The 25,097-nt window shown below is 38.2% G+C and carries 20 protein-coding genes; 6 read left to right on the top strand and 14 right to left on the bottom strand.

Annotated elements, in window-relative coordinates; translation table 11 throughout:
• Nucleotides 1–114: 114 nt before the first annotated feature.
• On the bottom strand, nucleotides 115–885 hold the full coding sequence (locus F981_RS20370; RefSeq protein WP_004725274.1) for a TorF family putative porin: 771 nt from the start codon (nucleotides 883–885) through the stop codon (nucleotides 115–117).
• Nucleotides 886–1,194: 309 nt separating this feature from the next.
• On the opposite strand from F981_RS20370, the gene F981_RS20365 reads away from it, so the two are divergent.
• Nucleotides 1,195–2,520: an OprD family outer membrane porin gene (locus tag F981_RS20365; protein ID WP_004725272.1), complete on the top strand. Its 1,326-nt coding sequence runs from the start codon at nucleotides 1,195–1,197 to the stop codon at nucleotides 2,518–2,520.
• A gap of 102 nt (nucleotides 2,521–2,622) precedes the next feature.
• Here the strand turns inward: F981_RS20365 and ppa are convergent, their stop codons facing one another.
• Nucleotides 2,623–3,147 (bottom strand): inorganic diphosphatase, encoded by a 525-nt coding sequence (ppa, locus tag F981_RS20360; RefSeq protein ID WP_004725270.1) that lies wholly within the window; start codon nucleotides 3,145–3,147, stop codon nucleotides 2,623–2,625.
• A gap of 121 nt (nucleotides 3,148–3,268) precedes the next feature.
• Nucleotides 3,269–3,667 carry an MAPEG family protein gene (locus tag F981_RS20355; RefSeq protein WP_004725268.1) on the bottom strand — a complete coding sequence of 133 codons (399 nt, stop codon included), beginning with the start codon at nucleotides 3,665–3,667 and terminating at the stop codon, nucleotides 3,269–3,271.
• A gap of 106 nt (nucleotides 3,668–3,773) precedes the next feature.
• Between F981_RS20355 and F981_RS20350 the strand changes: the two genes are divergently transcribed.
• Nucleotides 3,774–4,160, top strand: a complete 387-nt coding sequence (locus F981_RS20350; RefSeq protein ID WP_004725266.1) for a hypothetical protein — start codon at nucleotides 3,774–3,776, stop codon at nucleotides 4,158–4,160.
• Nucleotides 4,161–4,251: 91 nt separating this feature from the next.
• Here F981_RS20350 and F981_RS20345 read toward each other — a convergent pair whose 3' ends face one another.
• The 7 genes from F981_RS20345 to F981_RS20310 all read right to left on the bottom strand — a co-directional run bounded on the left by F981_RS20345 (nucleotide 4,252) and on the right by F981_RS20310 (nucleotide 13,902).
• Complete coding sequence (locus F981_RS20345) at nucleotides 4,252–5,925, bottom strand: long-chain-fatty-acid--CoA ligase (protein ID WP_004725264.1); 1,674 nt, start codon at nucleotides 5,923–5,925, stop codon at nucleotides 4,252–4,254.
• A 149-nt stretch (nucleotides 5,926–6,074) separates the two neighbouring features.
• Nucleotides 6,075–8,294 carry a DNA topoisomerase IV subunit A gene (parC, locus tag F981_RS20340; RefSeq protein ID WP_004725262.1) on the bottom strand — a complete coding sequence of 740 codons (2,220 nt, stop codon included), beginning with the start codon at nucleotides 8,292–8,294 and terminating at the stop codon, nucleotides 6,075–6,077.
• A gap of 730 nt (nucleotides 8,295–9,024) precedes the next feature.
• The gene (gene niaP, locus F981_RS20330; RefSeq protein ID WP_004725257.1) at nucleotides 9,025–10,344 is read right to left on the bottom strand and encodes a niacin transporter NiaP; all 1,320 of its coding nucleotides are present in this window, start codon (nucleotides 10,342–10,344) and stop codon (nucleotides 9,025–9,027) included.
• A 54-nt stretch (nucleotides 10,345–10,398) separates the two neighbouring features.
• Nucleotides 10,399–10,902, bottom strand: a complete 504-nt coding sequence (locus tag F981_RS20325; protein WP_004725254.1) for a GNAT family N-acetyltransferase — start codon at nucleotides 10,900–10,902, stop codon at nucleotides 10,399–10,401.
• A gap of 61 nt (nucleotides 10,903–10,963) precedes the next feature.
• The gene (locus F981_RS20320) at nucleotides 10,964–11,608 is read right to left on the bottom strand and encodes a trimeric intracellular cation channel family protein (protein WP_004725253.1); all 645 of its coding nucleotides are present in this window, start codon (nucleotides 11,606–11,608) and stop codon (nucleotides 10,964–10,966) included.
• 61 nt (nucleotides 11,609–11,669) lie between these two features.
• The gene (locus F981_RS20315; RefSeq protein ID WP_004725251.1) at nucleotides 11,670–12,137 is read right to left on the bottom strand and encodes a YchJ family protein; all 468 of its coding nucleotides are present in this window, start codon (nucleotides 12,135–12,137) and stop codon (nucleotides 11,670–11,672) included.
• Nucleotides 12,138–12,318: 181 nt separating this feature from the next.
• Nucleotides 12,319–13,902: a TerC family protein gene (locus F981_RS20310; RefSeq protein ID WP_004725249.1), complete on the bottom strand. Its 1,584-nt coding sequence runs from the start codon at nucleotides 13,900–13,902 to the stop codon at nucleotides 12,319–12,321.
• Between the two features lie 373 nt (nucleotides 13,903–14,275).
• On the opposite strand from F981_RS20310, the gene F981_RS20305 reads away from it, so the two are divergent.
• The gene (locus F981_RS20305; RefSeq protein ID WP_004725247.1) at nucleotides 14,276–14,908 is read left to right on the top strand and encodes an LOG family protein; all 633 of its coding nucleotides are present in this window, start codon (nucleotides 14,276–14,278) and stop codon (nucleotides 14,906–14,908) included.
• Between the two features lie 110 nt (nucleotides 14,909–15,018).
• On the opposite strand, the gene F981_RS20300 is transcribed toward F981_RS20305, so the two are convergent.
• Together F981_RS20300 and F981_RS20295 are read right to left on the bottom strand one after the other, a co-directional pair.
• A complete protein-coding gene (locus F981_RS20300) occupies nucleotides 15,019–15,372 on the bottom strand; it encodes a GlpM family protein (RefSeq protein WP_004725245.1) in 354 nt (117 codons plus the stop codon).
• A gap of 101 nt (nucleotides 15,373–15,473) precedes the next feature.
• Nucleotides 15,474–16,238: a hypothetical protein gene (locus F981_RS20295; protein WP_004725243.1), complete on the bottom strand. Its 765-nt coding sequence runs from the start codon at nucleotides 16,236–16,238 to the stop codon at nucleotides 15,474–15,476.
• Between the two features lie 479 nt (nucleotides 16,239–16,717).
• On the opposite strand from F981_RS20295, the gene uvrA reads away from it, so the two are divergent.
• On the top strand, nucleotides 16,718–19,549 hold the full coding sequence (gene uvrA / locus F981_RS20290; RefSeq protein ID WP_004725241.1) for an excinuclease ABC subunit UvrA: 2,832 nt from the start codon (nucleotides 16,718–16,720) through the stop codon (nucleotides 19,547–19,549).
• 255 nt (nucleotides 19,550–19,804) lie between these two features.
• Nucleotides 19,805–20,374, top strand: a complete 570-nt coding sequence (locus F981_RS20285) for a hypothetical protein (RefSeq protein ID WP_004725240.1) — start codon at nucleotides 19,805–19,807, stop codon at nucleotides 20,372–20,374.
• A 79-nt stretch (nucleotides 20,375–20,453) separates the two neighbouring features.
• On the opposite strand, the gene F981_RS20280 is transcribed toward F981_RS20285, so the two are convergent.
• Nucleotides 20,454–22,166, bottom strand: a complete 1,713-nt coding sequence (locus tag F981_RS20280; protein WP_004725238.1) for a GGDEF domain-containing protein — start codon at nucleotides 22,164–22,166, stop codon at nucleotides 20,454–20,456.
• Nucleotides 22,167–22,452: 286 nt separating this feature from the next.
• Nucleotides 22,453–23,298 (bottom strand): OXA-274 family carbapenem-hydrolyzing class D beta-lactamase OXA-274, encoded by an 846-nt coding sequence (locus F981_RS20275; RefSeq protein WP_004725235.1) that lies wholly within the window; start codon nucleotides 23,296–23,298, stop codon nucleotides 22,453–22,455.
• An 880-nt stretch (nucleotides 23,299–24,178) separates the two neighbouring features.
• On the opposite strand from F981_RS20275, the gene omp33-36 reads away from it, so the two are divergent.
• The gene (gene omp33-36, locus F981_RS20270; RefSeq protein WP_004725233.1) at nucleotides 24,179–25,063 is read left to right on the top strand and encodes a porin Omp33-36; all 885 of its coding nucleotides are present in this window, start codon (nucleotides 24,179–24,181) and stop codon (nucleotides 25,061–25,063) included.
• Nucleotides 25,064–25,097 lie beyond the last annotated feature (34 nt).

Genomic DNA, 25,097 nt, shown 5'->3' with positions numbered 1-25,097 from the left:
CATTTTAAAAAATGCCTAAAAAAAGTGCATGCCCTATCTTCGGTCATACACTTTGATAAAATAAGGAAGAGAAAATAACTCACTCATATTCATCTTAAAAACTATAAGTTAATCTTAAAAACTATAAGTCAAACCAAATACCAAATTGTCCTTATAATCTTCACCTAAACGGTCTTTACCACCAATTACATAGTCTAATGAAGCTGAAACACCTGTATTAGCAATGACTTTACTGAGCCCCAAGCGCATTTCACTTAACGCAAAATCCTGTTCTGTCTGCACAATACTGTCATCATGATGACTGTTATATAGAGATGCACCAATAGCCGTGTTGAAAATAAAATCTTGAGCCAAAGCATGACGATACGCAATGCTGAGATAAATATCACCCGCATTGGCAGAGGATGCATCGGCTAACATCACTGAAGCACCTGCGGTTAAATTTTTATAACTCAGCTCAGCAGATAGATCGGTATAGGTGGTTTTACGATGATCTGCTTGATCCGCATAAACAGTACCCCCTTTATGATAAACATATGCAGTGGTTTTTAAGTTATAGCTCCAATTTTGTGCAATTTCTTGAGCATAAGCTAAATAAAAATTATTTTCAAAACCATGATCTTGCGTATCATCTGCAGGGTTGTAGCTCAGTGTAGAACCCCAATACCCCACCGTGATGCCACTTTTATGTGCATAACTTAAACCGCCTTGCACAGCGACATCATCATTTTCAACTCCACCTCGATAAATGTACTTGGATACCAGTCCCACATTTCCAGAGATCGTACCATTTTCAACCAAGACATTTGCTTCTTCAGCAAATGCCGGGCACGACGCGATACAAATAGGCATTGCCCATAACAGTTTAGAAATAAGTGAGTTCATGATGACAAACGGGTGGGCGTATAAATAAAGGCGAATTTTACTGTGTTTTTAAATTTTTGGTAAAAAACATGGAGATAAATTCGACATATTTTTCAATTTATTTCATATTTCACATAAAATCAGCATTTTAACAATTCTTTAGAACTTTTTTTCATAAGAAAAGAAATTAATATTGTGTAAAACATTACAGAAATGTAATATTTTTAAGCAAAAGAGATTCCCTTTTTATAGATTAAATATACAATTCATCCACAATCTGTTCTGAATTCGATCAGTCAGTGCAATCTATTCTCGTTCACGAGGCAATTCATGTTGAATGCTCCAAAACTTACTTTAGCTGTATTAATTAACGCGGTTCTAATATCCCCTACATTTGCTAGCGAACAAAGTGATGCAAAAGGGTTCGTTGAAGATGCCAAAGGTTCTGTATTATTTCGTACAGGTTATATTCTTCGTGATAAAAAACATGGTATTGACGATCAAAGCTCATTTGCACAAACGGCAATTGTTGACTTAGATTCTGGCTTCACTCAAGGTATCGTCGGTTTCGGTGTTGGTGTAGTTGGTGATGGTTCTTTTAAAATCGGTCCAAACACCCATGCTGGCAATAATATGATTGCACTCAAAAATAATGGTGCAAGAGACGCAAATGGACGAGTTGATCCATATGATCATTGGGCACGTGGTGGCGCAAACGTAAAAGCTCGTTTCTCAAATACAACTGTACGTTATGGTACGCAAGTTCTCGACTTACCGGTACTTGCAAGTAATACAACGCGTCTTGTTCCTGAATATTTTACAGGTACGTTATTAACCAGCCATGAAATTAAAAATTTAGAACTTGTTGCGGGTAAATTCACCAAAGACCAAATGTCTGATCAGATCAAGACTGATGGTAATAAATTAGATGATGCGATTGTTTGGGGTGCTAAATACAAATTTGATGACCAGCTTAGCGCGTCTTATTATGGTTTAGATTCTAAAAATGCGTTAGAACGTCATTATATCAATGCCAATTATAAATACCCATTGGCAAATCAAAGTTCTTTAACTTTCGATTTCAGTGGTTATCACACCAAGTTTGATAAAAATGCCAATACCTATTCTGCAACAGGTCCTGTCGATGTGGGTTATGCAAATACAGGTAAAGCAGGTGTAGAAAAAACCAATAATATCTGGGCATTGTCTTCTACTTATAATCAAGGTCCGCACACTGTGATGTTGGCTTACCAACAAAATACAGGTGATGTGGGTTATGACTATGGTCAAAATGCTGACGGTTTCCAAAGTATTTATCTACCAAACTCTTATATGTCTGATTTTATTGGTAACCATGAAAAATCAGCACAAGTTCAATATAACCTAGACTTTAGCAATTATGGTGTTGCTGGCTTAAATTGGACCACAGCATTTGTTTATGGTTGGGATATTAAAGTCCGCAATGTAACTGATGATGCACAAGAACGTGAATTCTTTAATCAGGTGAAATACACCATGCAAAGTGGTTTTGCAAAAGATGCGAGCTTACGTCTACGTCACTCTTACTACCGTGCAAGTGAAGCGTATAATCCTGTCTATATTGGTGATACCAATGAATGGCGTATTTTCTTAGATATTCCTGTGAAATTTTTCTAATTTAGAATAAATCCACAGAAACAAAAAAACCTGCATTGAGTCATGCAGGTTTTTTTATAGGTTTGAACATTTTTCAATTTTCAAACCACGTTTTAATCAGGCTTATTTTGCAGCTTCGATTGCTTTTAAAACTTCAGCTTTTGCAACTTCTGAACTTTCCCAACCTGTCAATTTAACCCATTTACCAGGCTCTAAATCTTTGTAATGTGCAAAGAAATGTTCAATTTGATTCAACAACAAAGCAGGAAGGTCTGAATACTCTTTCACATCTTTATAAAGCGGAGTCAATTTGTCATGTGGAACTGCGATCAGTTTCGCATCAATACCACCATCATCTTCCATGTTTAATTTACCAACAGGACGACAACGAATCACTGAACCATGTACCAATGGGTGTGGAGTTACAACCAATACATCTAATGGATCACCATCTTCAGACAATGTATTTGGTACATAACCATAGTTCGCTGGGTAGAACATCGCTGTACCCATGAAACGATCTACAAATAAAGCATCTGAATCTTTATCTACTTCATATTTAATCGGTGCAGCATTTGCTGGGATTTCGATAATTACGTAGATGTCATTTGGTGCATCTTTACCAGCAGGAATATTGCTATAGCTCATAGGATACTCTTTCAAGTGAGGTCTTATTTAAAATCTTGTCGATTATAACGCTAAATCGCGCAAACAGATGCGGATTATACATTTTGCATCATCAAAATGAATGAATTTCATCGAAAACTGTTTAGACGATTCGAATAACCAATAACAATAAAATAATTGGGCAAGCTAAGGACAAAGCCCAAATAATGGTACGTAGCGCTGAAATATTCGCCAGATAGCAAATTCCATAAATAATGCGTAACACAATATACGCGATGCCTAACATCATAATCAGATGTTGTGATACCACCATATACTCTGCCATTAAAATCGCAGCAATAAATAAAGGTAAGCTCTCAAAACTATTCTGTTGTACTGCATTGGCACGTGCAGCCAAACCTGTGGTTTTGGCTAAAAATTCACGGGGATTCTGATTATCAGCAGCTTTAAAACCACCAGACGCTTTTGCAATAATGGTAAAAACATAAGGAAGTAAACAGGCAATTAGAATTAAATATATGATGCCATCTATCCCAGACATGATTTTTTCTCATGAAGTGTTAATGCGAGTTATCATAGCATGGCATGAACAGAATATTTTTTGTTAAATGCAGAGTTTTGCAAAATTGTGTAGTGAGGACAATAACGTGCAACCAGATCAAAATGAATTGTTTGAGGTTTTAGAAAAGCAGCGCCATCAACAAGCGGAGATTGATCGTATTCTTAAAATTGTATTGCCAATTTTGGCTTTTCTCTTGTGCGTGATTTGTGCAAATTACAATTGGCAATCCACCTTGGGAACGCTCATTGTTTTGGTGGTGGCTTTTTTTGCCGTTGGTATAAAGCGTATGAATCTATACTTTTGGTTAGCTATTATTGTCGTATACTGTTTAATCGATATTTATTTTAGCTATAGCAGTATTCATCCTTCTGCACTAGGGCGTCAAATGGGCACTATGCTAACCTTTACAGCAATTGTTGGCTTAAGCCGCCCCTATATTGATGGTTGGTATATTCGTTCTCACAAAAAATAAATGTTGAAATCACCGCATAAAGCGATCGATTACTTTACATCGAAGATAAAAAAGCGCCACTATTGGCGCTTTTTTATCTTTAATTTTTCAATTATTTACGTAAATCTTTACGTAGGATTTTACCTACATTTGATTTTGGTAAATCATCCATAAACTCAACATAACGCGGACGTTTATAACCGGTTAGGTTTTCTTTTGCATATTCAAGAACTTCTTCAGTGGTTAAAGATGGATCTTTTTTCACTACAAATAGTTTTGGCACTTCACCAGATTTTTCATCAGGTACGCCAATTGCAGCCACTTCAAGCACTTTAGGATGTTGCGCAATCACTTCTTCAATTTCAGAAGGATAGACGTTGAAACCAGATACTAAAATCATGTCTTTCTTACGATCGACAATTTTGAAATAACCACGGGTATCCATGATCCCAATATCACCTGTACGGAAATAACCGTCAGCTGTCATGACTTTTGCAGTTTCATCTGGACGATTCCAATAGCCTTTCATGACTTGAGGACCACGAATTGAGATTTCACCCTGCTCGCCTTGTGACAAATGATTGCCATCATCATCTAAGATCGCAACATCCGTCAGTGGTAAAGGAATACCAATTGTGCCACTAAACTCAGTCGTTGCAGGTGGGTTTGCAGTTGCGACTGGAGAAGTTTCAGATAAACCATAACCTTCAATAATGATGGTTCCTGTAACTTTTTTCCATTCTTCAGCAGTTGACGGTAACACAGCCATACCACCGCCCATCGCCATTTTTAACTTACTAAAGTCGAGCTGTCTAAATTCTTCATTATGCACCAGCGCATTAAACAAGGTATTTACCGCAGGGAAGAAACCTGGTTGGTATTTACGTAATTCTTTAATCACTGCAGGTAAATCACGTGGATTTGGAATCAGAATATTTGCTTGACCTTTATACATACCATACATCGCACAAACCATAAATGCGAAGATGTGATAAAGCGGTAAAGCACAGAAGATACGATCATCTTTAGCGCCATCACCTTGGCCAAATTTACTTTGGAAAATACCGTCACATTGCAACAAGTTTGCAACTAAGTTACGGTGGGTAAGTTCCGCTCCTTTTGAAACACCCGTAGTACCGCCTGTGTACTGAAGTACAGCAGTATCACTGAGTGTCATAGTTGGACGTTTATAATTACTTGGACTTACTTTTGCCAATGCGGCATTAAACTTAGTATGTCCTGGAATATTCCAATCTGGAATTTGTTTACGCACTTTACGTAAAACAAAATTTACCAAAGTACCTTTTAAGGTACCTAACATATCGCCAACTGAAGCAATGACAACATGTTTTACTGGTGTTTTACCAATAATCGCTTGATAAACAGTCGCAAAGTTTTCAACAATGACCAACGCTTCAGCGCCTGAATCATTAAGTTGGTGTTCTAATTCACGTGCTGTATAAAGTGGATTCACATTCACAAGTACCAAACCTGCACGGAGTACACCTAAAGCGACAACTGGATACTGAAGGACGTTAGGCATCATCACTGCAACACGTGAACCTTTTGCCAAACCTAAACTTTGCAAATAAGTTGCAAATTTACGGCTTGCCAATTCAAGATCACTGAATGACATCACTTTATCCATGAAGATAAAGGCATCACGTGAACCAAATTTTTGGAAATTACGCTCAAAAATATCAATAAGAGAGCTATTTTCCTGTGGCAATTCTACTGTTTCTGGAATCCCAGTTTTTTGATATTCAGCGAACCAAACTTTTTCCATAATGCCATAATCTCCAATCAGTAATCCTTAGTTTTAAACTGTTTTTCTCAATATTGAACATAATTTTTTGGCTTCTTTGTGCTCAATATTGCATCCATTTTCACGAACACTTTGCATATATAACGTATTTCAATCCAAGGATGCTAGTTTTATCTTTGAATCAACAGTTTATTTGCTTTTTGATATCCGCGCGGCAACAACTGACCTTTTGATGCGCGTTTACCGATATATTTCTGTAAATCTTCCCCTTTTAATTTTAATTGTTGCTGCCCTGCAAGCACTTGTATTACTTCATCTAAATTCAAAGTTAACATAAACTGAACAGACTCATTAGTTTCAAGTTGTATCAACTTATTTCCTTTACCTTTATTGAGCGTTGGCAAGTCAGATAATTCAATTAAAAGTAGGCGTCCTGCTGAGCTGAGTATAGCCAAATGAGTATGATTTTCAACGACTTCGATTGGCATTGCTGTCGCATTTTCAGCAACAGTCAGGAATGTTTTACCTGCTTTGGCATTGGTATCCAATTGTTTAGCTTGCGATTTAAAGCCATAACCTTTTGAACTTACAGCAACTATTTCTTTTTCTTCATCTTCAATCAGGACTTGCATAAAGCCCACACCATTGGCTGGAGAAAGTTTTGAACTCAACGGTTCTCCTAAACCACGCGCCGATGGCAAACTATTGATGGCCAAAGCATAACTTCGTCCAGTTTCATCTAAAATATATACTTTCTGATTCGACTTACCTTGTGCTGAACTTAAGTACTGGTCACCGGCACGGAAATTTAATTTTTCAACATCAATATCATGACCTTTGGCTGCACGAGCCCAACCCGCCTCAGAAAGGATCACCGTTACCGCTTCAGCAGGCATTAAATCTTGTTCACTAATGGCCTGTGATTCTTCACGTTGCACAACCGGTGAACGACGATCATCACCAAACTTCTTCGCATCATCTTTAAGTTCTTCGATAATCAAAGATTTTAATGACTCTGGATTTGCAAGTTGTTCACGAATCACTGCTGCTCTGGCCTCAAGTTCTTCTTGCTCACGGCGCATTTCCATTTCTTCAAGTTTTGCCAAATGGCGTAACTTAAGCTCTAAAATTGCTTCTGCCTGAACTTCATCAATATTGAAACGCATCATCAACACGGGTTTAGGCTGATCTTCTTCACGAATAATTTTGATCACTTCATCTATGTTCAAATACGCAATGATCAAGCCACCGAGAATATGCAAACGCTTTTCAATTTTATTCAAATGATATTGCAGACGACGTGTGACAGTGCTCTTACGAATTTCAATCCATTCTAATAAAATGCGACGGATTGATTTGACTTGCGGACGACCATCAGCACCGATCATGTTCATATTGACACGATAACTCGACTCTAAATCGGTTGTCGCAAATAAATGACTCATGACTGCATCGGCATCGATACGATTTGAACGTAATACAATCACCAAACGTGTTGGGTTTTTATGGTCTGATTCATCACGTAAGTCACTGACCAATGGCAGTTTTTTGGCTTGCATTTGATCTGCAATTTGCGTGATGACTTTTGAGCCAGAAACTTGATATGGCAGTTCAGTGATGATAATTTCATTTTTTTCAATGGTATATACTGCACGGGTACGATAGCTACCACGCCCAGTCATTTGAATTTTTAATAATTCATCACGTGGTGTAATAATTTCTGCTTTAGTCGGTAAGTCAGGTGCAGGAATATATTCTGCAATTTTTTCATCTGTTAAGTTTGGATTACGGATTAAAGCAATCGTACCTTTAACCACTTCACGTAAATTGTGTGGCGGAATATCCGTTGCCATTCCCACTGCAATACCAGTGGTACCATTGAGTAAAATATTTGGTACACGCGCTGGTAAATTGACTGGCTCTTTCATTGAACCATCAAAGTTATCTTGCCAATCACAGGTCCCTTGACCTAATTCAGAAAGTAACAAATCACTATAAGGAGAAAGTTTGGCTTCGGTATAACGCATGGCTGCGAATGATTTAGGATCATCAGGCGAACCCCAGTTCCCTTGCCCTTCAATAAATGGGTAACGATAACTAAATGGCTGTGCCATCAACACCATGGCCTCATAACAGGCTGAGTCACCATGCGGATGGTATTTACCCAATACATCACCGACTGTACGTGCAGACTTTTTCGGCTTACCGCTTGGTTTTAATCCCAATTCGCTCATCGCATAAACGATACGGCGTTGTACAGGTTTTAAACCATCACTAATGTGTGGCAATGCACGATCCATAATCACGTACATGGCATAGTTGAGGTAAGCTTGTTCAGTAAATTCTGCTACGGAACGATTTTCTGTCGCATGATGCGCAAGGCTTGTCATAACAACCTTTTATCCTAAATAAGTGCGTTCTAAATAAATGTTTTGTATCTACGTTCTTATGCTAAGTCGCAGGGTCTGACTACACAAGTGCAAGTGTACCCTACAACGACAAATTGCGTCTTAAGATCTTTCTAATGACGTAAAATTATCCATTTTTTAAGAAATGAGCAACTTTTATTTAAACTGCTATTTTTAAATTGGGGTATGCGCTTTATTTCAAATGAAATTTATAAATGCTGAAACTTATTGAAGTGGTCCATTTCGCGTTTGTATAGAATGGATGCTCGAACTCAACAACCATCCGATCCCATATAGAAGCAGCAAAGTAACAGGAACTACGAAGCTGTACGCTTGCGTCCAAGACAGCCGATCGAATAAAGGGCCTAACCCAATTGCATTAAATGCCGACACTTGAAAACCTATGGGTAATTGTAAGAAAACAAAGTTTCCTTTGTTATCCGTCATTGGATCTAATGCGATATAAAGGCAAAATGCGGTAAGTAAAAGATAAACAATACAAAAGCTTAATCCTATTTTACTTTTCATTATTTCGCCCTCAATACTGGTCTGATCTATTGCATAATATCTCTATAAATGATTGGTTTTTTAATTTTAATGTTAGAGAAATTAAAATGGCTGAGAGGTAAGATTAACCCTATATCAGCCATTGTATACTTTTTCTTTGTTATCATTTTTTTAGCGCTATGTTTTTATATATTTCAATAAACGACTATAACCCAATCTCTTCTAAGGTCTTACCTTTGGTTTCTTCACCCAAGACCAAAACCACAGCGGCAACAGCGAAAAGTACAATCGTAAACATCATAAAGACGGAACTAAATCCATCACTTGCCACCATCATATGGGTCACCACCAACGGTGCAACAATTCCCCCCATACGACCGATTGCAGATGCCCAACCTGAGCCAAAAGCACGAATATTGGTTGGGTATTGTTCAGGTGTATAAGTATATAGCACCCCCCATGCACCCAAATTAAAGAACGACATTAAGCATCCCCACAACATAATCATATTGACTGAGGTCGCTTGGCCAAAGAAGTAAGCAGAAAGCGCACACAGACCAATAAAACCAGCGAGGGTTGCTTTACGTCCAAGCTTTTCCACCAACCAAGCCGCAGCCACATAACCGGGTAATTGCGCCAAAATCATCCCGAGTACATATTCAAAAGACTGCACAATGGTATAGCCCTGCTTGACCAGCAGACTTGGTAACCAAGTAAAAATGCCATAATAAGAATAGACGATGCCAAACCAAATCAACCACAGCATCAGAGTACGACGGGCAAACGCTCCTGACCAAAGCTGTGAAAATGAAATCGTTTGTTTTGCTGAAACAGGTTTGACTTCAATGGTTTCAATCACTTCCACACCACACTGCCGTTCTAGTTTCTGTACCAGTGCATGGGCTTCTTCAATTCGTCCACGGTTAATCAAATAAGGAACCGATTCAGGCACTTTTTTGAGAATCATAAAAACATAAATTGCAGGTAAACCACCAATCAAAAATGCTATATGCCAACCATAATCAGGAATTACAAAATAAGAAATAAGTGCAGCAACAAGCCAGCCAAGTCCCCAGAAACTTTCTAACAGTACAATAAATCGACCACGTACTTGAGCGGGGATATATTCGCTGACCAAAGTCACCGCCACAGGAAGTTGCCCACCCAACCCTAAGCCGACAATAAAACGGAACAGCAATAACCAAGTCAGATTCGGTGCAAAAGCACATAACGCGGTTGCAATGCTATAGGTCACCAAAGTAATCGCAAAGACTGTTCTACGACCAATTCGATCAGCCAAACCACCTGAAAATACAGCACCAATTGCCATACCCACAAAGCCAATGGAGACTACCCAGCCTTTTTCAGTAGGGGTCATTTGCCATTCTTCTGCCATTTTGGTGAGAATAAAGGAGATCAGTCCTGTATCCATGGCATCAAACATCCAGCCCAGTCCAATCACCCAGAGTAAGGTATAGTGAAATTTACCTATGGGTAAGCGTTGTACACGTGATACTAAATCCATAATGCACTCAACAAATATGTAAAAGCAGAAACAACTTTGGCTCGCTGTTTAATTTTAAAGACTGAACAGCAGAATTTCTCCTGCTAGTCCGTCAAAATCTTTAAACTCTTTAGAATGGAAACCATTGTTTATCAATATTTTTCTTGAAGGTATATTTTCGGGATCAATGATAGCCATGAGATCCTTTAAATATGCTTGTTTTTTTGCATGCTCAATTAAAAATGTAACAACTTGACTGGCAATGCCTTTCCCCCAATATTCGGGTAAAAGCATATAGCCCAACTCCGCAGTTGTTGCTGTTGGCTGATCCAACTCGAGTTTAGCTAAACCGATAAAGTCATTTGTTTGAGTATCAAGAATTTTATAATTTCCCAATGCCACATCATAGGCATTCTTGGATAAAATCTTGGCAAATTCGGTATGCGCTTCCTCAAGCGTTAATGCTCGCTCGGTAATCATTTGCATGACTTTAATATTTTTGACCAATTCAAAATACACAGCAAAATCTAGGTCAGTAAATTTTTCAAGTTTAATATTTTGATGAATCTGATATGACATACCAAGCTCAAAGTTAAATGCAGAGATTCACAATCAATAGCTGCTGTTCAAGCATCCATCCTTAGGACTCATCTTTAGAAGATGCCGATTGTTCATCATCATCTTTATAGATAAATTTCGGCATTTCCAAACCAAAATAAATCGCCACACAACGTAATGCAAAACCAAAAACTAAAGTAGAAACCACGGTAATTTCAAGCGATAAACCGAAATCTATACAGAACCAATAGAAAATCACTGCAACAAAGGAAATCGACGCATACAGTTCACGACGAAATACCAACGGAACATCATTACACAGAATATCTCGTAGAATACCACCAGATACCCCTGTTAACACCCCAGCAACGGCGGAAACCACAAAACCATGTCCCATTTGCAAGGCAATTTGACAGCCAATAATGGTAAAACCAATTAAGCCTAAAGCATCCAACAATAAGAAAATTGAATGTAAATGCTTCATCCATTTGGCAATAATAATGGTGACAAAGGCAGCACAGCATGTCAGAACAAGGTATTCAGGATGTTTCACCCAAGTCAGTGGATAATGTCCAAGTAAAACATCTCGCACAGAACCACCACCGAGTGCAGTGACACAGGCAATCAGTATCACCCCAAACCAATCCATACTGCGTCGTCCTGCGGACAATGCTCCAGTCATGGCTTCTGCTGTAATGGCTATAATATAAATAATCGTCAGTAACATTGCCCTTCATCCACTGATGGGAAAAGATGCGCGCTATTTTAAGTCAAAAATGAACTAAAAGTTATAAAAATTGTGCGCAACATTGCTTAAATTTTTTGGTGGATCCACAAATACACGGCTGTTTCATGGTGATTGGCTGATCTGTGGTTGGATCTAGGAAATACCATATACCAGCATGCTGGACAAAGTGTGAAACTTCATGGTGTATTTGAGCCTGCTGACCATCATGAAAATGTGCTTTAAATTCAACTTGAGCATGGTTTTTATCGAGCTTTTCTTGGGCTTGCACCACTTCAAGACTGAGCCATTGATTGGCTTTGCTCCAATCTGAAATCGCTTTAACATCCAAAGCTTGCTGCTGTCCAAGCGCAGTGGTCTGAACAATATAATCAATCTCATGTTTGGTAAAAGCACTATAACGCGAACGCATCAACTGTTCTGCTGTCTTGGCTTTGTTCTTCCCCAAATGTAGCGGCTGACAACATTCAGTATAAAGCGCTGAACCACATGGGCAGGATAGATTGGACATGAAAATACTCAAAATCTGAATAGGTTCAATGATAATCCAACCCAGCTGGAAGTCGAACCTATTCTTTCTATATGAATGATGTTATCCAGCCATCATTTTAACCATCAGTTTTAAATCATTATTTTCAACAATAAAATAAAAAGAAGCCAGTCTTTCGACTGGCTTCATTACAACAAATCCATTAGGACTCAGCATCTTTAGATTTTGTTAATGCCATAATATGCACCTTCTCAATCTTATGTCCATCCATCGTTACCACTTCAAACTCATAACCATCGACTTGAAGTTTCTGACCATTTTCAGGCAAACGCCCGAGATGGAACAAGATATAACCTGAAAGGGTTGAGTATTGTTCCGATTCATCGACTAAATCACGACCCAACAGCAAAGAAACATGACGAATATCAGTTGAACCTTCAAGGATCAACGAACCATCTTCAAGACTTTCCGCAGCAGCTTCTAGTTCATCTTCATCAGGGAACTCGCCTGCGATTGCTTCAAGTACATCAATCGGTGTTGCAATCCCTTCAATCGACCCATATTCATTTAATACAATCGCCATTTGTAAAGGTGCCTGACGAAGTTGTTCCATCACCATCAACACTTGCGCATTTTCGTGCACAATCACAGGCTCACGTAAGTGCTTTTCAAAATTTAAAACACCCGTTTCGATATAATCATTTAAAACTTTATGGGTTAAAACAATACCCGCAATATTATCCAATTCACCATGTGCCAAAATTAAACGTGAATGCGACATTGCCATCAAATTTTCTTTAATGCTGAATTCGTCTTCATCCAAATCTAACCATTCTAATTCAGGGCGCGGTGTCATGACCGATTTTACAGGACGTTCTGATAGCCCCAAGACCCCTTGAACCATAACACTATGGTAAGCACCATTTTCATCATCAAAAATTTCATCTGCCAGTGCTTGTGTTGCAATCACATCATCCGCTTTACCATTTTGACTATCGGCACTTTTCCCACCTAACATTTTCAATACTGCTGAAGCTGTACGGAAACGTAAGTCGGTCGTTGTCACCATTTTCTCTTGGTTTTTACGCATGGTTTGGTTCATAAACTCGATCAGTACCGAGAAACCAATCGCTGCATATAAGTAACCTTTTGGAATGTGATAACCAAAACCTTCGACGATCAATGAGAAACCAATCATCATCAAAAAGCCAAGACATAGAATCACTACTGTCGGGTGCTTATTGACAAAGTCCATCAAGGCTTTTGATGCCCACAGCATAATAGCTACAGCAATCACCACAGCAATCATCATCACTGAAAGTTCTTTCACCATTCCCACAGCGGTGATCACACTATCGAGGGAGAATACTGCATCTAAAACAACAATTTGAACAATGACCATCCAAAATACAGCATGTACAGGATTTTCTTCTTTAAGATCCTGACCACCTTCAAGGCGCTCATGTAGTTCCATTGTGCCTTTAAACAATAAGAACACACCACCAAACAGCAGGATCAGATCACGCCCAGAAAAAGCATGCTCAAAGAGATGGAATAATGGCTCAGTTAATGTCACCACCCATGCAATAGATGCCAGTAACACCATACGCATACAGAGAGCAAGTAAAAGCCCAATAATCCTTGCTTTATCACGTTGTTCAGGCGGAAGTTTTTCTGCCAAAATTGCAATAAATACAAGGTTATCAATACCCAAAACGATTTCTAAAACAACTAAAGTTGCAAGACCAACCCATGCAGAAGGATCAGACATCCACTCAAGTATCATTGATCTTGCTCCATTGAAAATGTGCAATAGCTATTTTCAGCATGTGAGAACTGTAAATTTCGGAATTGAGAAGAAAACTTTAGTGTATTTTGAACTATTATTTTGTCTAAAGATTGTGCATTTTCGGAGCGACTACAACCACTACCCATGATGATTCATTTGTTGATAAATAAGCGTTAATTATAGGCAATCCAGACAGAAATTTCATCTAATTTATCAGGATTTTTACTGATTTACCTAAAATTAAATACAAAATCAAAGCGATACAAATCATTGCAAAAGCGCCGATAACACAACATGTTTTTGTCACATTTCTTACTTAAAGTAGTAGAAATGTATAAGAACATGATAAGTTAAGGTGAAAAAATAAATTATGAATAGTGTATTGCCTGTAATGATGAATAAACCTTTCGAATTAGATCAACAACAACATAAAGCCACACAATGTTTAATTGCACTCTATTGTGGCTCCCGACCTGGAAATAACCCCACCTATCGAGAAAAAGCCATCCAGCTTGCCCAAGGCATCGCAGAACAAGGTTTTGGGATTGTCTATGGGGGTGCAAGTATTGGCTTAATGGGCCAAGTTGCAGATACGGTCACTGAACATGGTGGTGATGTTGTTGGTGTTATTCCTGAGTTCATGTTGGATTATGAAATTGCCCATAATCAATTAACAGAATTACATATTGTGCAAAACATGCATGAACGTAAAGCAATGATGGCTGAACGTGCAAGTGCTTTTGTCGCACTGCCAGGTGGCTTTGGTACCTTTGAAGAAATTCTAGAAGTCGCGACATGGGGACAATTGAATCAACATCAAAAACCGATGATGTTATATAACGTCAATGGTTTCTATGACCATTTGATTGCGCAATTAGACCATGCTGTTTTTGAAGGTTTTTTACCGCCTCAACATCGGGCAAAACTGATTGTGTGTAATCATGCAGATCAAATTTACAATGCCATTAAGAACCTAGAAAGCCCAAAACAATTTATTGTTTAAACAGCTGATTATTAAAATATATTCTTAAAAATGAGCCTTGATCAAAGGCTCATTAACTTTACAATCAACTCAAAAGTATTCATTGCAACTCTTTTTATTGATTCAATAAATCATAAAACCGATCCATTCTGAAACAATTGCCATGCATAAATCAAAACTGCAGCAGCCACAATCCAGCATAACGTTGCAATCCCTAAACAAGACCACATCGAAAGTTTAGTTGCCAGTAAATAGACCGTGAGCAAATAAATGAAATACGGAATCAATGACCACAGCCCAAATAAAGCTGTTTGCTTTAAGGCTTCAGCACCTTTTTCCTGCGCCACAATCACATGTGCGATCAATGCAAATGTTGGAAAAAGTGGGACTAAACCTGCAATATAAAATGCCTTACTTTTTGAAAGAATTGAAATCAACAAAACCACTGCTGCACCCAGAATACATTTCAAAAATAAGGACAACATCTAAAATTACTCGAACACATGATCAGTGCAAAGAGTTTACGCCAAGCGTGTAAATTTGAAATCTAAAATATTAGAAATTTAGTGACGTAGAAGTTGCGCGTTTAAAAAGCGCGTTTTAATTTGCCACGGTTAATAAAAGTAACCAAGCCCATAACAATTGCCATCAGGATAAAAAAGATAAATTTTAGCTCATTTCTACTCAAGTGAGACTCAGATTTATTCACTTCAGCTTGGGTAAAATCGGCTGGTACTGGCGGCAATGGTGAGGCATAAGTGGGTTGAATATTTTTTAAATTTAATTCACTGAGTTCAGCAGGCTTTTCGCCTTTCCCCACTAAAACATAAGCCGCAACAATGTCAAAATCCAAAGGATTTTGAATTCCAAATTTCACTTTGGTGGGTTCATAAGTGTTGTATTCAGGGATCCAATCATTCACTTGACTATAAATACGAATGCTATCTGTTTTTTCCAATATCGGATCTGTAATCAGCTGTTCTGACGTATCTTCAATGAATGCCTTTAAGCCTTTGAATTGCCTGAGAGAATATTGATTAGTTTGCGTCAAATTTTCTGCGATCAGTGCTTGGTATACAGCATGCTCACTGGGATTGGCTTTATTTAACAGACCTTGATTGTCCATGACAAAATCAACTTTTGCAGTAAGTCCTGGATAATTTTGTCGCCCAACCAAATAAACCGCGGTCCAAATCTGATCCCCCGCTTGTACATCTTCTAATTCTAATTCGTACAATTGATTGGGTTTTAAATTTAACACTTGATCAAATAAAACTTGTGAAGTCTCGCCAGCCAAGACATTGCAAGAAAATGCAAAACAAATAACTGATATAATTTTTCGTATATTCATTTTCAAGCCCTCCACAAGTGCGATAGATATCACATATTTTATAATAAAAACAATGGTTAATCACAGAAACCTTGTCTAACAATTCTCTTTTTTAGATAAGTGGTTATTGATCGCATCACGGGACCAATCTTGAAGCTGATCTGGTTTATTCGTTCTACCCTATGCAATATCGAAATAAGTATTCAGAAATCAGCACAGCATCAAAAAACTGACTGCATATCTCATTTTTCTTCAATGACTTATTTTTAATAAATTATAGCTTTGAATTTAAATTAGCTGAATGCGACCCTAAAAATTATTGAAAACCATCATAAACATATGAATCTTATTATTTTATTTAAAAACTCAAACTCCATCACAGTTTTAAATGGTCAGTTACATGACACAATTTGTCGTTTAAAAACTATTTTTTACAGCTTGAACAAAATTAAATCGCTATCATATACCCCTTTAATTCGCATAATTTCGAGAAAGCTTTTATGAGTCAAAGTCATATCCGTATTCGAGGCGCACGTACCCATAATTTAAAAAATGTGTCACTCGATATTCCACGTGACAAGTTTGTGGTCATCACAGGACTCTCAGGCTCAGGGAAATCATCTCTGGCTTTCGATACCTTATATGCTGAGGGTCAGCGCCGTTATGTCGAATCTTTATCTGCTTATGCACGTCAGTTCCTTTCACAAATGGAAAAGCCTGAAGTTGATTCAATTGAAGGTTTAAGCCCTGCGATTGCGATTGAACAGAAGTCAACCAGCCACAACCCACGTTCAACCGTGGGAACCATTACTGAAATCTACGACTATTTACGTTTACTCTATGCGCGCGTTGGCACACCTTACTGCCCAGAGCACGACTTGCCGATGGTTGCACAGACTGTTTCTGAAATGGTCGACGCAGTGAAAGGACTGGAAGAAGGTACAGCGTTGATGCTACTTGCGCCCGTTGTCCGTGAGCGTAAAGGTGAATACAGCAACCTGTTTGAGCAATTACAAAGTCAAGGTTTTGTCCGCGCGCGTGTGGATGGTGAAGTGATTGATATCGATACACCACCAGAACTCGATAAAAAGAAAAAACATACCATTGAAGTCGTGGTTGACCGTTTTAAAGTCCGTGATGATTTAGGTAACCGAATTGCCGAAAGTTTTGAAACAGCATTACGTTTAGGCAGTGACCTTGCGATTTTATCGTGGATGGGTGGTGAACATCCTGACCGTGTATTTTCAGCAAAACATTCCTGTCCTGAATGCGACCGTGCTGTTGCTGAACTCGAACCACGTTTGTTCTCGTTCAATAATCCATTTGGTGCCTGTCCTGTCTGCGACGGTTTAGGAACACGTAGTCATTTCAGTGCTGAAAAACTCATTCCAAATCCAGATGTTTCTATTAGCCAAGGTGCAATCCGTGGCTGGGACAGACAACGTCCATACTATTACAGCATGATTCAGAAAGTTGCAGATCATTTTGGGTTTTCTTTAGACACCCCTTGGAATGAACTCGACGCTGATACGAAAAAGAAATTTCTTTACGGTACAGGCAAAGAAAAAGTTGATCTTAGCTATATCGATGAGCGTGGTCGTAAACACAATCGTGTACAACCTTTTGAAGGCATTTTGCCTCATTTAGAGCGTCGTTATCGTGAAACTGAATCTAATTATGTCCGTGATGATCTGGCGCAGTACTTATCCAATGCCGCTTGTGATGCTTGTGGCGGCTCACGTTTAAATGAAATTTCACGTCATGTCCGTGTTAAAGACAAAACCATTGCCCAAATTACCAAAATGTCGATTGGTGATGCTGAAAGTTACTATCAAGATTTAAATCTTGAAGGTGCCAAAGGTGAAATTGCCGATAAGATTTTTAAAGAAATTCGCGAGCGTTTGCACTTCCTTGTATCAGTCGGTTTAAATTATTTAAGCCTGTCTCGCTCTGCTGAAACACTCTCAGGTGGTGAAGCACAACGTATCCGTTTAGCCTCACAAATTGGTGCTGGTCTAATGGGGGTGATGTACGTTTTAGATGAGCCATCCATTGGTTTACACCAACGTGATAATGATCGTTTACTTGAAACACTGGTTCGTTTGCGTGATCTAGGTAATACAGTTTTAGTGGTTGAGCATGATGAAGATGCAATCCGTGCAGCTGACCATATTATTGATATTGGTCCGGGTGCTGGTGTGCATGGCGGTCATATCATTGCCGAGGGAACCTATGATGAACTCGCAGCCAATGAGAACTCTCTAACAGGAAAATACCTATCTGGTAAGTTAAAAATTGCGGTGCCCAAAGAGCGGGTTAAACCACCGAAACCTGAAGAACAAATTAAACTGATGGGTGCATCAGGGCATAACTTACAAAATGTTGATTTGACGATTCCTTTAGGTGTGATGACTTGTGTGACAGGTGTTTCGGGTTCAGGTAAATCAACCTTAATTAACCGTACCCTGTTACCACTTGCTGCAACACAATTAAATGGTGCAACCACCTTAACTGCTGAAAAGTTTGATTCGATTGATGGCTTACAGTTCCTTGATAAAGTGGTAGACATTGACCAAAGTCCTATTGGGCGTACTCCACGTTCTAACCCAGCGACGTATACTGGTTTGTTTACCCCGATTCGTGAATTGTTTGCGCAAACCCCTGAAGCTAAAGCCCGTGGTTATGCTGCAGGTCGTTTCTCGTTTAACGTCAAAGGCGGGCGCTGTGAGGTGTGTGAGGGGGATGGTATGATCAAAGTTGCCATGCACTTCTTACCCGATATGTACGTGCCTTGTGATAACTGCCATGGTCAGCGTTATAACCGTGAAACTTTGGAAGTTGGTTATAAAGGCAAGAATATTTCTGATGTATTGGAAATGACTGTCGAAGATGCGATGCATTTCTTTGATACAATCCCTGTGATTCACCGTCGTTTGGAAACCTTAAACCAAGTCGGGTTAGGCTATATCCGCTTAGGTCAGTCTGCAACAACGCTATCTGGTGGTGAAGCGCAAAGGGTCAAACTGGCACGTGAGCTAGCAAAGCGTGATACAGGTAAAACCTTGTATGTACTGGATGAACCAACCACTGGTTTGCATTTCCACGATATTGCCAAACTGCTCGATATTCTTCATGAACTACGCAATAAGGGCAATACCATTGTTGTGATTGAGCATAATCTCGATGTGATTAAGACGGCGGACTGGGTGATTGATTTAGGCCCTGAAGGTGGTGCAGGTGGTGGTCAGATTATTGCGGAAGGTACCCCAGAACAAGTGGTAAAATCTAAAGTTTCACATACAGCGAAGTTCTTAAAACCGTTGTTAAAGTAATTCACTGTATCTTCCCCCTCCCTCCTTTAAATAAGGGGGGAGTTTCTCTCTTTATCCCACAGGACTTAGGAGGAGATTAATCAGCTAAGCTCGAAATTAAATAGCTCATATAATTTTTATAAAACTCAGATTCTCAGCCTTTTTTCATCCTATATTTCAATAATCATCTGCTTAATTTTGTGATTTTTTAAAGCAAATTTTGCATTTCTAATTTAAACAAGGCAAGATCAATGCATAGCACAGGATATTTTCCTTATGAAGCTTCTTTACTCATGCCTTTTAGTCCCAAGTATCTGTTTACTCAGCAGTTGTAGCATAAACATTGCGGGTGGTAATGGCAGACCCGACAATCCTTATTTTATAACCACCCAACCCTTACTAATTAAAAAAATACAGCTTCCTGCTGGCTCAACTTTGACCTATGAAAAACAGGGCTTTAAAACAGGCAGACAAAGTCAGTTAATGAATGAAAGTAAACTGAAAGGCATCTCATTGCCGAGTGGACAAACCATTATATGGGCCGGTGTGCCAATCAATGCAATCAACAAATTCAGCAACTCAGAAATGCGCGGCTTTAGCCTTAACGCAGAATTTAAGCAGCTTGCTCCCAATCAAAACTCTGGCTTCTCCAAACAGTGGCAACGTTGTGGTGATGATCTAGGGATTAGTATTAAAAATACAGAGGATTGGTCATTTAATCCAAGTAATATTGTTGATGTGGAAAGCTGTAGTGTGCTTTATCAACGCTACTTTAAAGACAATGCCGAACAGCAACGATTTTTAAATCAATTGTATGCTGAGTTGCTTAAAGTCACTTCAAAATAATTCAGTATTTTTATCATTAAATGCTGACGATAAATCAACTTTTTCAAACGGGTTAATCATCATCAAGATACCCAATCGATCATCCCACAACTTTATTTCGACCTTGTGCTTTGGCTTTAAATAGCGATGCATCTGCCCGATTAAACAAAGCTTCCCAACTTTCAGCCCCTGTTGCCACGCCAATACTGACAGAAACATTCAGCTGTTCGTTAGACATCGAACTATTAAAATTTAACCGTGATACATCAGCCAAAATACTTTCAGAAATTTGTAATGCCCAATCCCATTGGATGCGATCAATTAAAATCAAAAACTCATCACCACCAAAACGTACAATTAAATCGGATTGCGCAATATTTGCTTTTAAACATCGAGCAATTTCAACAATAACCGAATCACCTAAAATATGTCCAAAGCGATCATTCACATATTTAAAATTATCAATATCCACCATGATCAAGGTCAACTCTTGAAAGCGATCAGGTTGTGTTGCGATATTTTTTAAATAAACCTCTAAAGCGAGTCGATTTGAAACACCGGTTAAGCTGTCGGTGTTGGCACTATTTTGTAATTGAAATTCAAAAGCATCGCGTTGCTTGAGCATTTCTTTTAATTTATCCAATGCATCGGTTAGGGTATGCACCTCTTTGGTTTGTATCGAAGCTGCACCTATATAATCACGCTCTTGAACTTGTGATAACTCTAAGATCATATTTCTTGCATATATCAAGGGTTCAAATAACTTTTTACGTGTATATAACATCGTAAAAACTGCTACCGACAATGACAAAAGAGAAATAAATAAAGTGATAAAAAATTGACGTTGCTCCGATTCCATTCGATGACGCGCACTTAAGGCGTGGGTTTCAAGTAGATATTTTTGTAAATTTACCACCGTGGTAAACTTATCCACGATTGCATCTGTCAGTTGGTTTGCCGTTAAAAAATAAGGCTGCTGATTTCTACTCTCTTGCACCAAACGATTTACAATGGGTAAACCTTGGTCAATAAATTGAGTTTTTACTTGACCATATAAATAAAGATACTCAGGGGTTTTTAAGGATTCTATTTGCATGGTATCCATCAAACGCCATAAATATTTAACCTGTTCTTGCGTTTGTAATGAGCGTGCTTTGTTATATTCAGGCAATGGTTCGGAAAAGCTTAGGGGTGCCATGATATTGGACGCGACTCGTCCAGATTGATCACGTAAATCAGCCAATATCAGCACAATTGAAGCATAATCAGTCACATCGCTATTATTCTTTTTTGAATGGTTAATTAATTGCTGCAACATGGCTCTACAACTGTCCCATGCCCGAAACATTCCCTGAATCACTTGATCCATTTGCACTGAATTACGTTCTTTTAACGGCAAGGCTAAATAAGCATCGACTTGTTTACGGGCGATGTTCAAATCATGTCTTAATTGAACATCTACTTGATCCGCCAAACTGGTAAACCCCGCCTTGTTTAAGGTCTCTACGGTTAAATTAATCTGTTGATCTACGTCCTTACGATAGTCCTGCAATTCTTTTATTCTGTCTGGAAAATTTGCTGTCGAGCTCGACATTGCTTTATTTGTTGGCGCTCTTTCCCGTGAAATTTTATTGGATGTTTCAGCAAAAACTTGCAAGGCTTGAATATTGACTAAAGCTCGATTTGCTCGGCTATACTCTCGATAATTACTGATGATTTGTGGAACAGCAATTAACAAAACAGACAAAATGATGACTGACATGAGGATAAGCAAACGCGTGCTTATTTGTTCTGATCTGAGTTCATGCACCATCACCATGGTCCTGTGGGAAGTTATATCGTAATAAAGCTAAAGAAATTTTGTTTATATTATAGAATATATACACATAAACTACTCCACATAATCAAGTTTAATCTACAGCGTTCAACTGCTTTATATTATCGTTTTTATAGATGAGTAATATTCAAAATTCACATTTTACATATAAATAGAATTTGCATAAAATTAGACTCAGATAGAAATTCTCATGATTTGAAAATATATATTTTTTATTGCCCAGTTTTCCCCAATAAACTGGGCATTTTTTTACCTACTGCATTTATCTCAAATAAAAGAATAAGCCTAATTTATCTAAGATACTTAATGTCAGTTGCTTACGTTCAGCAGGATCATCCCCTGTCTGCATGTGCATATTTAAAGCAAAAGCAGTGATCTGACCATTCGGCTGTTCTATCCATCCTGTATACCAACCCACTTGTGGCTCAACATCCATTCCCCAGCCACTTTTGGCATAGAGCTTGGAATCACCACGTCTTTCGACATAAAGCATATCTTTGACTTGCTGTTGTACAGCATCATCAAAAGGCAATGTTTTCTTTGCCAATTGATAAGCAAATTTAGCTTCTTGCTCTGGGGTGATTTTCAATGGACCAACCAACCAGAAATTATCCACCTGTTGACCAATTTGTGTATTACCAAAACCAACACGTTTGACTTCTTGACTCATCAAATCCAAACCAATACGTCGTGCCAACTCCTGATATACAGGTACGGCGGAAGCCTGCATTGCTTGTGCCAAGGTCATATCTTTTTCCCAAGCAGGAAAAGATCTTTTTTCACCATTCCACTTAAATACTTCTGTATTTGTCGCTTTCGCATGTTGCAAACCAATTAAGGCATTCAACATTTTAAAAGTAGAGGCCGGAATATACGCAGTCTTGGCTCTATTTAAATCATTCCCATAGCGTTTAAATTGAGTTCCATCATAAGTCACAAAGACGGCTTGAGTTTGCGCATAATTAAACAACAACGGAATTTCACTTGTTCTTTGTGATGAAGCTGGATCATGCAAATTGGCATTAGAAACACAACCTGAAAATGCCACACTACTCAGAATGATCAATACACTGCTTTTTATTTTAAATTTAAATAGGTTATTACTCATAAACTTTACTTAGGCATTGACTCAATCTGAAATAGTGTAGATGAGCCCATGAATTATTTTTTAAATTGAATGTAAGAAAATATTTACAGGTGCAATATATTGGTGCATAATGCACCTCATTAGGGCAATTTATTAATATTCCTCAGCAGAATTTATTGATTTGCTCCAGATTTTGGCGAAAAATCCCAGTTTTCTTTGAAAATTGGGATTTTTTTTGGCAAGAATCATGCCAACATAATTCATCTTTTGTTTAATTATGCTATATATTGGTGCAATATTTTTATGATCTATTTAATGCGATTTGCTTTGAATTTTTAAATAAAAAAAAGCCCAACCTTGGGGAAAGCTGGGCATATAAACTCAAAATCTCAAAAAAATTCATTTAAAATGAATGAACTTTATTGACTCATTATCCAAAATATCTTTTACTTTGTAAAACCTATTAAATTGATCGGATATAAATTAATTATCGTTTTTATAAATAATTGAGAATAAAACAACAATATTCACATGAAATGATTATACAATCACAAATTAATTCTAAAAATAAGCAGAATTTAATGACATTTTCTTGACATTGATCGCAAAACAAACATCGGTAATATCGATCAAAAAAACACAAATAAACAATAAAATGAATGTGTTAATTTAACAATTTGATATCTGTTTTATATGAAATAAAACTTTTGTCTGAATTTAGTATGTTGTTCTAATTAAGTTTTTTCTCAGGTTGACGTAAAGCTGTTCAAATGTACGTTTTTTAAACAATGTAAATTTCATGTATCTACTTTGTAAACAGTGGCCTTAAACGTCATTGACTTAATATCTTGTTACAATACAATGCCGTCTGTTTCACCAATTTCTCCTATTGGAAAAGATTATGAAAAAACTCGGTTTAGCCACTGCTTTATTATTAGCCATGACCGGCGCTCAAGCATACCAATTTGAAATTCAAGGTCAATCAGAGTATATCGATACAACTGAAAATGACAAAGATTTCACTGGTGGTTTGCAAGGTACTTACTACTTCAAAAATGTTGACTCTTCAAAAGGTCCATTGGCTGAAGCAGCGTTTTTAAACCAAGCTTCGAATGTTTCTTTAGCATATAACTATGGCGAATTAGATGCTGATGTAATTGCACATAACTACGGCGCTAAAGCTGAACTTTATGTTCCTACTCCATATGTACCTGCGTACGCAAGTGCTTCTTATAGCCACACGATCCTTGACGGTAAAAATGGCTTGTCAAATGATCAAGGCGATCGTTTTGCATTAGAAGTGGGTGCTCTTCCTACTCAAAACTTCTTAGTTGCTGTTGGTTATACTAACGTTGCTGACCAAGTTGCTTTAGATGCATTCAATGTTATGGGTAACGGCGTTGCTAAAGCGACTGCTGAAGCTGCAACAATTGGTGAAGACCAAGACGCAATCACTGCACGTGCTAAATACGTTGGCGGTATTGACGGTACAAATATGTCTTTAGCGTTTGAATCAGGCATTATCTATGGTGATGCGACTGCATACCAGTTCAAAACTGATTTCTATTTGAACCCACAATTAAGCGTTGGTGCTTCTTACGCAGCGTCTAGCTACGAAGGTACGCCTGATTCAGCTTGGGGTGCAAACGTAAACTACTTCATCACTCCTGCGATTGCAGTTGGTGCGAGCTACGTAAATGCAAACTACGAAGCGAATAAAGGTCAAGCAATTTCGTATGTTGGTGATACGCAAACTGTTGGCTTAAACGCTAAATTCCGTTTCTAAGTTGCTTAGAAATTGAATTAAAAAAAGGACTCAT

The organism is Acinetobacter guillouiae CIP 63.46 (genome assembly GCF_000368145.1).
Classification (GTDB): Bacteria; Pseudomonadota; Gammaproteobacteria; order Pseudomonadales; family Moraxellaceae; genus Acinetobacter; species Acinetobacter guillouiae.
This window is presented reverse-complemented; position numbering and strand designations above follow the sequence as displayed.

Coding starts and splice junctions, on each gene's coding strand:
- F981_RS20300 (WP_004725245.1), bottom strand. CDS start 15,372: ATGTTGTCCTTATTTTTGAAATGTATTCTGGGTGCAGCAGTGGTTTTG.
- F981_RS20275 (WP_004725235.1), bottom strand. CDS start 23,298: ATGAGTAATAACCTATTTAAATTTAAAATAAAAAGCAGTGTATTGATC.
- F981_RS20355 (WP_004725268.1), bottom strand. CDS start 3,667: ATGTCTGGGATAGATGGCATCATATATTTAATTCTAATTGCCTGTTTA.
- F981_RS20345 (WP_004725264.1), bottom strand. CDS start 5,925: ATGGAAAAAGTTTGGTTCGCTGAATATCAAAAAACTGGGATTCCAGAA.
- F981_RS20280 (WP_004725238.1), bottom strand. CDS start 22,166: ATGGTGCATGAACTCAGATCAGAACAAATAAGCACGCGTTTGCTTATC.
- F981_RS20325 (WP_004725254.1), bottom strand. CDS start 10,902: ATGTCATATCAGATTCATCAAAATATTAAACTTGAAAAATTTACTGAC.
- F981_RS20365 (WP_004725272.1), top strand. CDS start 1,195: ATGTTGAATGCTCCAAAACTTACTTTAGCTGTATTAATTAACGCGGTT.
- F981_RS20315 (WP_004725251.1), bottom strand. CDS start 12,137: ATGTCCAATCTATCCTGCCCATGTGGTTCAGCGCTTTATACTGAATGT.
- F981_RS20285 (WP_004725240.1), top strand. CDS start 19,805: ATGAAGCTTCTTTACTCATGCCTTTTAGTCCCAAGTATCTGTTTACTC.
- omp33-36 (WP_004725233.1), top strand. CDS start 24,179: ATGAAAAAACTCGGTTTAGCCACTGCTTTATTATTAGCCATGACCGGC.
- uvrA (WP_004725241.1), top strand. CDS start 16,718: ATGAGTCAAAGTCATATCCGTATTCGAGGCGCACGTACCCATAATTTA.
- F981_RS20320 (WP_004725253.1), bottom strand. CDS start 11,608: ATGTTACTGACGATTATTTATATTATAGCCATTACAGCAGAAGCCATG.
- F981_RS20370 (WP_004725274.1), bottom strand. CDS start 885: ATGAACTCACTTATTTCTAAACTGTTATGGGCAATGCCTATTTGTATC.
- F981_RS20295 (WP_004725243.1), bottom strand. CDS start 16,238: ATGAATATACGAAAAATTATATCAGTTATTTGTTTTGCATTTTCTTGC.
- niaP (WP_004725257.1), bottom strand. CDS start 10,344: ATGGATTTAGTATCACGTGTACAACGCTTACCCATAGGTAAATTTCAC.
- F981_RS20310 (WP_004725249.1), bottom strand. CDS start 13,902: ATGATACTTGAGTGGATGTCTGATCCTTCTGCATGGGTTGGTCTTGCA.
- parC (WP_004725262.1), bottom strand. CDS start 8,294: ATGACAAGCCTTGCGCATCATGCGACAGAAAATCGTTCCGTAGCAGAA.
- ppa (WP_004725270.1), bottom strand. CDS start 3,147: ATGAGCTATAGCAATATTCCTGCTGGTAAAGATGCACCAAATGACATC.
- F981_RS20305 (WP_004725247.1), top strand. CDS start 14,276: ATGAATAGTGTATTGCCTGTAATGATGAATAAACCTTTCGAATTAGAT.